8 protein-coding genes are annotated in these 9,054 nt (G+C 49.9%); 2 read left to right on the forward strand and 6 right to left on the reverse strand.

What is annotated here, in order from left to right; translation table 11 throughout:
• Positions 1 to 177: 177 nt before the first annotated feature.
• A complete protein-coding gene (gene cysS, locus VIN66_RS03215; RefSeq protein WP_331922643.1) occupies positions 178 to 1,557 on the reverse strand; it encodes a cysteine--tRNA ligase in 1,380 nt (459 codons plus the stop codon).
• A 165-nt stretch (positions 1,558 to 1,722) separates the two neighbouring features.
• On the opposite strand from cysS, the gene VIN66_RS03220 reads away from it, so the two are divergent.
• Positions 1,723 to 2,217: a peptidylprolyl isomerase gene (locus VIN66_RS03220; protein WP_331922644.1), complete on the forward strand. Its 495-nt coding sequence runs from the start codon at positions 1,723 to 1,725 to the stop codon at positions 2,215 to 2,217.
• A gap of 12 nt (positions 2,218 to 2,229) precedes the next feature.
• On the forward strand, positions 2,230 to 2,979 hold the full coding sequence (locus tag VIN66_RS03225) for a UDP-2,3-diacylglucosamine diphosphatase (protein ID WP_331922645.1): 750 nt from the start codon (positions 2,230 to 2,232) through the stop codon (positions 2,977 to 2,979).
• Here the strand turns inward: VIN66_RS03225 and VIN66_RS03230 are convergent.
• The 5 genes from VIN66_RS03230 to VIN66_RS03250 form a co-directional block, all read right to left on the reverse strand.
• A complete protein-coding gene (locus VIN66_RS03230) occupies positions 2,976 to 3,530 on the reverse strand; it encodes an acyloxyacyl hydrolase (protein WP_331922646.1) in 555 nt (184 codons plus the stop codon). The two genes, VIN66_RS03225 and VIN66_RS03230, sit on opposite strands and share 4 nt — an antisense overlap.
• 162 nt (positions 3,531 to 3,692) lie before the next feature.
• Positions 3,693 to 4,601: a LysR family transcriptional regulator gene (locus VIN66_RS03235; RefSeq protein ID WP_331922647.1), complete on the reverse strand. Its 909-nt coding sequence runs from the start codon at positions 4,599 to 4,601 to the stop codon at positions 3,693 to 3,695.
• A gap of 129 nt (positions 4,602 to 4,730) precedes the next feature.
• A complete protein-coding gene (locus VIN66_RS03240; protein WP_331922648.1) occupies positions 4,731 to 5,741 on the reverse strand; it encodes a Gfo/Idh/MocA family oxidoreductase in 1,011 nt (336 codons plus the stop codon).
• Between the two features lie 11 nt (positions 5,742 to 5,752).
• Positions 5,753 to 8,134: a GH36-type glycosyl hydrolase domain-containing protein gene (locus VIN66_RS03245; RefSeq protein ID WP_331922649.1), complete on the reverse strand. Its 2,382-nt coding sequence runs from the start codon at positions 8,132 to 8,134 to the stop codon at positions 5,753 to 5,755.
• Between the two features lie 43 nt (positions 8,135 to 8,177).
• The coding region (locus tag VIN66_RS03250; RefSeq protein WP_331922650.1) for an MFS transporter at positions 8,178 to 9,054 on the reverse strand (877 nt) is incomplete at its 5' end.

Raw genomic sequence — 9,054 nt, forward strand, 5'->3', positions numbered from 1 at the left:
TTTATATCTACTCATGTTATTTACTTCCTCATTTGCTGGTTACAAACGAGCGAAGTATCTAACATGGGTACTCTACGGGCATAGCCCCGACTAAACGATCACCACCTCCATAGGAGGTGGTTTAAGGCTGACAATAAAAAACCGCCAGTTGGCGGTTTTTTTATCGGGGTAACTTAATCAGCCTTTACGCCAGCTGGTTACACCGTTTTTATCTTCGACAATAATACCCTTGGCTGTTAACGCATCACGGGCGGCATCTGCTGCTGCCCAGTCTTTGTTGGCGCGGGCGGTGTTGCGCTTGGCAATCAGCGTCTCTATTTCAGCTACGTCGTCATCTGACGCGCCGGATTGTAAGAACTGCTCAGCATCGCCCTGCAGCATACCCAGCACACCGGCGAGTAATTTCAGTATGCCTGCAAGTTCTGCCGCTTTGGCAGACTCAGTTTCTTTAAAGCGGTTTACCTCGCGGGCCAGTTCAAACAGTACCGGTAAGGCTTCCGGCGTGTTGAAGTCATCATCCATCGCCGCTTTAAAACGGGCAATATAATCGCTTTGCATGTCGATGTCAGTCGACGGTGTAACGTTACGCAGCGCGGTATAAAGCCGGCCTAAGGCGGCATGCGCCTGCTCCAGGTTTTCTGCCGAATAGTTCAGCTGGCTGCGGTAATGGCTGGATAACAGGAAGTAACGCACCGCTTCAGCGTTGTACTGCGCCAGCACGTCTTTTACCGTAAAGAAGTTGCCTAAAGACTTAGACATTTTCTCTTTATCCACCTGCACCATACCTGTATGGATCCAGGTATTGACATATTTATGGCCATGCGCACAGGTTGACTGGGCAATTTCGTTTTCATGATGCGGGAACTGTAAATCTGAACCGCCACCGTGAATATCAAAATGCTCACCTAAGTGTTTTGCGCTCATTGCTGAACATTCAATGTGCCAGCCAGGGCGGCCATTGCCCCATGGCGATTGCCAGAACGGCTCGCCCGGCTTAGCGCTTTTCCACAGCACGAAATCCAGAGGGTCATCTTTGTTGTCGGCCACTTCTACCCGGGCACCGGATTTAAGCATCTCCAGGTTTTGCTGGCTAAGCTCACCGTAGGCATCATATTTACTGACATCAAACAGTACATCGCCATCGGCAGCGACATAGGCATAGCCTTTTGCTATCAGCGCTTCTATCAGCTGAATGATCTCGGCCATATGTGTAGTAACCCGCGGCTCAATGTCGGCAGGCATCAAACCAAGCGCATCAAAGTCAGCGTGCATTGCTTTGGTAAAGCGTTCAGTCAGCGCATCGCAACTCTCGTTATTTTCTGCCGCTCTTTTGATAATTTTGTCATCAACGTCGGTAATATTGCGCACATACGTCACATCGAAACCCAAAAAACGCAAATAACGGTTAATGACGTCAAAGGCAACATAAGTCCGGGCGTGACCAACGTGACAGTAGTCATAAATTGTAATACCGCAGACATAAAGCCCGGCTTTACCCGGCACTATTGGTGTGAACTGTTCTTTTTTTCTGCTTAAGGTATTAAATATCTGTAACATGGCGTCCCCGAAAATGGCCGCTGTGGCCGTCTATTCCTGATGTTGCGAAAGCGCGTTAGTGTATCACCGGTATTTTTACACCGCTATCCTTGCTTTATGATTTGGCGGTGCTGCGCTAGAATAGCGCCACTTTAAATGAAGAGTTAAGAGTAAGGATTGCAGATAATGATTAGCTTACATACCAACTATGGCGTAATTAAACTTAACCTGTTTGCCGACAAAGCACCGGTAACCGTTGAGAACTTCATCAGCTATGTAAAAGACGGTTTCTTTGATAACACCATTTTCCACCGCGTTATCAATGGTTTTATGATCCAGGGTGGTGGCTTTACGCCGGACATGGAACAAAAAGAAACCAAAGCACCGATTAAAAACGAAGCGAACAATAAAGTACCAAATAAAAAAGGTACTATTGCCATGGCACGCACCAACGACCCACATTCTGCTACCTGCCAGTTTTTTATCAACGTGGCAGATAATGACTTTTTAAACTTCAGCTCTGAAACTGGCTCTGGCTGGGGCTATTGCGTATTTGGCGAAGTAACAGAAGGTATGGACGTTATTGATACTATTAAAAAAGTAGCAACTGGCCGTGCACAGGGCCACAGCGATGTGCCGGTAGCACCTGTCATTATTGAAAAAGCAGAGCTGCACGCTTAAGCCTGCCAGTTAATGTCAAATCCGCATACGCTGTTTATCGCCGATCTGCACCTGGCGGCAGATCGGCCCGATATCACAGCCGCTTTTTTACGTTTTCTTCGCGAAAAAGCGGTATATGCACAAGCGCTGTATATTCTGGGTGATTTATTCGAGGTATGGATAGGCGATGACAACCCGGAGCCCTTGCTAGCTGAAGTTGCAAATGCGCTTAAAGTACTGAGTAACCAGGGCGTTGCGCTGTACTTTATTCATGGCAACCGTGATTTTTTCCTGCGTAAAGCTTACGCTGACAGATGCGGTATGACGTTGCTACCACCGTCTCAGGTAATAGACTTATACGGCACACCAACACTGATAATGCACGGCGACAGCTTATGTACACTGGACATTGCCTATCAGAAGTTTCGCAAGTGGTGGAACCAACCCTGGTGGCAGTGGCTGATGCTAAACATGCCGTTATGGTATCGCCAGCGTCTGGCGCGCAAAGCAAGGGCACGCAGTGCTGAACATAAACAGCAATATAAATTGCAGGCTCAGCCTCAGATTATGGATGTTACGCCGGAAGAAGTTCCAAGAGTAATGGCCGAAGCAGGGGTATCAAAGCTGATCCATGGCCACACCCACAGGCCTGCGGTACACCAGTTAAATGTTAATGGCGAAACTGCAGAACGTTATGTACTGGGTGACTGGTATACGCAAAGTAGCTACCTGACAGTTAGTGCTGACAGCTGGCAACTCCATTTTGCCGCCCTGGCGGATTAAAACCGCCAGGAATAGGCAATATTAAGAAAATCCATGCCAGGGTTACGGCTGGATAAGCCGGCGTTTGAATAGTGCATATAACGCACAGCCAACATTTTGCTGTTTTTCTGATCGAGACCAAACAATAAACCCAAACGATCTTCAAACTGGAAGTGAGAGCCTAGATTTTTACCGGCAAACTCACGTTTGGTCAGCATGCTGACGCCTATACCGAACTCCCACAACACCGGTTTACCATACCAGTTAGCAAACTGCTTTTTCAGCACCGGCGACAACGCCAATGCCACATTTGTCTGGTATTGCGACGGCTGGCCATACTGCCAGAAGTTAGTGCTGGCCTCGATATACATGTTAGCGTCTCCGACCAGAGGTAATGTAGTAAAGTGAAACTCCAGCGGCCGGTAACCCAACCTTACGCCGTTGACCCTGCCTTCACCTTTTAAATACTCAATAGAAAGCTGTGAGATCTGCTCTACCCTGCTGTCAGCCATCACTTGAGGTGCACTGAGCAAGCCTGATATCAGCACTAAGGGTAAAACTAACTGTTTCATAAACGCTACCTGTCATTTCAGCCCTGCAAAGGGCATTGCATTTTAACAGCAGGTAATATACCGATCGGTACACATATGATAAATACAGTAAACCCGACAACATTATTCACAGCTGTGAATAATGTTTTGGCATAACATATGACATTTTTATGAAGATGGAGTTTAGTACGGACGGTAAGGCTGAAAAATGTCCATTACCCAGGTCGTAAAAGCGCGTAAGCGGCCACTCAGATGGCGCTCATGCGGGTAAATCAGGTATAGCGGAAACGCGGCACGCTGCCAGTTGGTCATAATCAGCTGTAACTGTCCTTTGTCGATATAAGGCTGAGCCATAAACAAGGGTAACTGGCTCACGCCAAGCCCATTCAGTGTGGCGGTCAGTTGCGCTGTGCTGTCGTTGACAGATAACTGGCTGCCCTGTTGCTGAATTTCCATCGATTGTTGTTTATTACTAAATCGCAGTGGCATCACACGGTTTGTTTTACGCGAGCGGTAGTAAATGATGCGGTGATTGCTGCTAAGGTCATCCGGTGTTTGCGGAGTACCATATTGTTGCAGGTAACGCGGTGCAGCACAGGTAACAAACTTCAGTTCGGCGATGCGTTTAGCGATCAGCGAGGTATCACTGAGCTCACCGCCGCGGATCACGCAATCTACGTTGTCGGTCAGTAAATCGATATTGGTGTCACTGACCCCCAACTCCAGCTGAATCTCCGGATATTGCTGTATAAAAGACGGCAGTGCCGGCAGCAAAATAAAGTTGGCTATGGCAGATGCCATATCTACTTTTAACCTGCCGCGTGGCGTGCGCTGCTCATTACTGATGTTACTCTCAATATCTTCAAGTTCATGCAGCAGCTTATTCGTTCTTTCGTAATAAGCTGCCCCTTCCATTGTTACCGTTACCCGCCGCGTTGTACGGTGCAGTAATTTTAATTGCAGATGCGCTTCCAGCTCCTGCACCAGCTTGGTTACTGTAGACTTGGGAATATCCAGTAAATCAGCAGCACGGCTAAAGGTGCCGGCTTCAACGACACGACAAAACACTTTAATAGCTAACAAATGGTCCATGTAGATGAGTCCGAGCGGAAATGACTCTTCTGCGCACTATAAGCAAGGCAGGTGAACTACGCAATGCCTGATATCGCGCAGCAACTTAGTCAACCTAGCTGCCACAGCCACTGGCTACTGCAACAACCTTTACTGACGGCACTGCCCCCTGCTTAACAATCCTGCCTGCTGATAAATCTGGTCGAGTAAACGCATATTATTAATAGCATCCACTCCGCCAGTAAGTGGCGAGGCCTTACCCTGCAGGCAATCCTGCAAGTGCAACAGCTGATAATAGTAGGTGCTGTGGCCGGGCACGCTGTACTTGCGCTCAGTATCGGCTGTTGTCAGTTTGATACTATTTGCCAGATGCGGTGTGATTAAGCCGCTAACTTCTATCTGGCCCTGCGTACCTTCCAGCACCAGGCTGGTATCAGGCGTGCGGCTTAAATGCTCCGCCATACTGCAACCGATATCAGCAAACACACCATTATCAAATTGCAGCCGGGCGTGCATCGTTACGTCTATCTGCGCACCATCCTCTGCGGTTGCGCTGCGGATACACCCAGCGCTTTGCACGACAGGCTCGCTGCCCATTACGGTGCGAACCCAATGCAGCGGATAACACCCTAGATCCATCATGGCACCGCCACCCAGCGCAGCTTCATGACGTAACGAACCGGCAAAGTATGGGATCCGCACGGAGAAGTTACCGCGCAAATGTAAAAGTGGGCCAATAGCACCGGACTGCACCAGTGAAAGCACTTCAGCAAACAGCGGATGAAAGCGGTAGTGAAATGCCTCCAGCAGTAATCTGCCCGAAGCCTCAGCACTGTGCACCATAGCGCTTGCTTCGGAGGCATCCATCGCAAAGGGCTTTTCACATAACACGTGCTTGCCATGCTGCAACGCCTGCATGGTCCAGTAGGCATGTTCAGAAGGTGGCAGAGCATTATAAATCACATCAACATCATCCCGTGCTATCAGCGCCTGATAACTCTCTGCCACATGAGCGACTGCAAACGTATCAGCATAGGCTTGGGCTTTTGCCTTATTTGACGCTGCAACGGCCTGTGCGGTAAAACCGCTAAGCTGTGGCAGCACCTGAAAGATAGCTTTGTCAGCGATTCTCGACGCCCCGAGTAACCCTATCCGTAACATTGAATGCCTCCTTATGCTGGCAGCAATACGTCTACCTGATAACGTTGCCCGGGCATGATATTGCTAAACACCATATCAGCCTGTGTTTCGCCGTTAACGATAAGCTGAGCTGCTGTCAGTTCAGCCTGACGCCTGATGTTGACAGAAAAATGCGCGCCACGAAACTCACGTTCCAGCGTAACGCCAGACCAGTGCGATGGCAGTTGCGGGTTAAATTGCAGCCCCTGCGGGCAGCCCTTAACACCAAACAGGCCTTCAATCAGACAGCGGTAAATCCAGTGTACGGTGCCGGTATTAAACAACTGGCTGGAACGGCCTGCCGTGCGCGGCAGTTGCTGCCAGGCACCGCGATAATAGTTTGGTATGTATACCGGCAACTGGCCCCGCTGCAGATAATCTGTGGCATCATCCCCCGGCAGCATTTGCCGCAGCACCTGATAAGCCCGGTCAGGCTGCGCAACCTGATAAAGCGCAAACAGATAAAACGCCGCAGCATGGTTATACACCGAGCCGTTCTCGGCCGATCCCGGATGTTTTTGCGTCACACGTCCGACATCGTCACGCATAGCAGTATAGGCCGGTGCCAGCATTTGTACGCCAAAAGGCGTCACCAGTTGGGCATCGATTTCGTTCAGCATCAGCTGAAGTTGCTCAGCATCGGCGGCACCGCTTAACATGGCCCAGCTTTGCGGGTTCAGGTATATACGGCCTTCAACATCTTTACTGATACCAAACACCACGTTATCGTCGGTAATACCGCGGCCATACCACTTGCCATCCCACAGATGGCGGTTAACTGCCTGGTTAAAATTATCTGCTTCTGTACGGTATTGTGCAGCATATTCATGCTGACCTAACTGCTGGCAGATATCCGCCCAGCAGTTAAGCGCATAGGCAGCTGCCAGCGACAGCCAACCCGACACGCCCTTACCTTTGTAGCCGACCATGTTCATCGGGTCACACCAGTCGCCCTGTTCAATATAGCTCAGACCACGCTCATCACGTTTATGCAACAACCAGCCCATCGCCAAACAAAGATGCTCAAAGACAGTCTGTGCCTCATCACTGTCGGCAAAAGCGATCGTCTGTTGTAATAAAGCATAGTCATCCGTCTCCGCAAGATAAGCACTGAGGCATACCGGCAACCAGACACACTGATCCGTATGCGGCACCTGATTGATGTATTTGAGCTCAGCCTCCGGGTGCAATAAAATGCCGTCTGGCATTTCACCACTGCGGTGTTGCTGCGCCAGTGCAGTAAGTAACGCTGTGCGAAAGGCTTGCGGACGCACGTAACTCATGCCCATATTATCCTGCAGATAATTCCGGGTTTGCGGATCTGTGGTCAGGCGGTTGACATCACCATGATAATACACCTGACGTGGCAGCCAGTGATTAACAAAGTTATCCAGCGCTTTATCCGGCGTGGTGATCTGCAGACAGCCCTGCCCCTGCGCGATATAGTCAGCAAATTGTTGCTGTGCAAGGGTAAAACCGTCAGCGGTAGAAAAGTAACGCTGGCGGGCTGCGGCGATTTCTGCTTCATCCAATGCCGGGCCGAACACAAAGCGATAACGCTGCTGCGCACCGGCGGCTAACTGCAAGCGGTATTGCATCACACAGGCTGGCGTTTCATATAAGGCATCGCCTTTATCAAGCTCGGCATGTTGCAATGCGTCCGGCGCATGCAGGCCGCCCTCGCCCTCAAACGACTGCTGCGCACACTGCCAGCTATCAGGTTGAAATTCGGCCAGCAGGAAGGTTTTATCCTTCAACAGTTTGTTTTTAAAGTAATCCGGATACTTCTGGTAGGGCGTCACTGATGAGCAAACAATAGCATTCAGCTGTGGCTCAAAGCGGGCTGACTGGTTCATCCATGACATGTAGCCTACCGGGAAATAGGGATAAATGCTGAGCTTGCGCGGCTGTGGGCTTAAGTTAGTCACCACAAGCTGCCATAGTTCATGCGGCTCGTCCGGGCTTAAGCAGAGCTGCCATTGCAGCTTTAACCCTTGTTGCTGCAATACCCAACTGATATCGCTTTTACCGGCAGAAAACACAAAACTCTCAGCGTTGCTGCGTACAGGCTCATAGGGCACAGAGAAAATCTCGTGGCTCTGCTCATCTTTGATGTATACAAACCGGCCAGGGTGATGCGCATAATAAGGTTGTTCCGGCTGCATAAAGGTTTTTGCTTCCAGATTAGGCGCATGAGCGTACTTTGCCGGTTCTGGTTGCATAAACTGCGCAGTAGCGTAGCCGCGGCAATTCAGCTGGATCATCATGTGTTTGTTCCATAAAAATGCGGCGGCCTGCGGCATTTTCACCGGACTGAACAATTCGTAGCGGTCAGCATTTGGCTGCATAACGACCGCCTGTGTTGCGATAGACATAGTGCGCAGACTCCTTAACTGTAACTGCGTGCTTATGGTGCTGTTAGTACGATTTAGCTGCCGCTTTGCGCTCAGCCAGCTCATATTGAATTTTGGCTAGCTGCTGGTTATCCAGGCTGTAAAACCGCATAACAAATGCAGATAACAGCGCGATAACACCGGGGATCACAGAAATCAGCAGCACTATGCCATCCTGTGATGCAGCGCTTTGCTGCTCATTCGCAACATAACCCAGCAATGCCAGCAGCCAGCCGATTGCGGCTGATGCGATTGCACCACCAAGTTTTTGCGAGAACGTGGCTGCAGAGAATGTCATTGCCGTCGCACGCCGGCCGGTGCGCCACTCGTTGTAATCAGCCGTGTCGGCATACATTGAAAACGCCAGCGGCGATTTTGGTCCAAGCACAAAACCGATTGCCAGATTAATGGCGAAAATAAGGCCTACCTGCTGCGGCGGAACAAAATACAGGCTGATGGACAACACTCCGGTCAGGCTCATCAATAAAATCATCAAGCGTTTTTTATCAATAAAGCGGGTCATTAACGGTGTGCTGGCCGCCCCAAGCGCCAGCGCAAACATATAAGAAGATAAAAACTCGCCCACCAGCTCGGGGCGCTGCACAAAGTATTTAAAATAGTACACACCACTGCCTGCGCGCATGGTGATACAAATCATAATGATCAGCGCCAGTGCAAACAGCACCAACCAGGGTTTATTATCTTTTAAGTCAGCAATATCGCGCCAGGCGGAATCAGGGATCTGATTAATCGGATTGATACGTTCGCGGGTAAACCAGAATGTGATCAGAAACATCAGTGCAGCAGCAACCCCGAAGATCAGCATAGTTAACTGCCAGCCAAGCACATCGTCGCCCTGCCCCAGCCAAGGCACAAGTTTGGGGGTCAGATACGTCACCAGA

Source organism: Rheinheimera sp., assembly GCF_036568245.1.
Classification (GTDB): Bacteria; Pseudomonadota; Gammaproteobacteria; order Enterobacterales; family Alteromonadaceae; genus Alishewanella.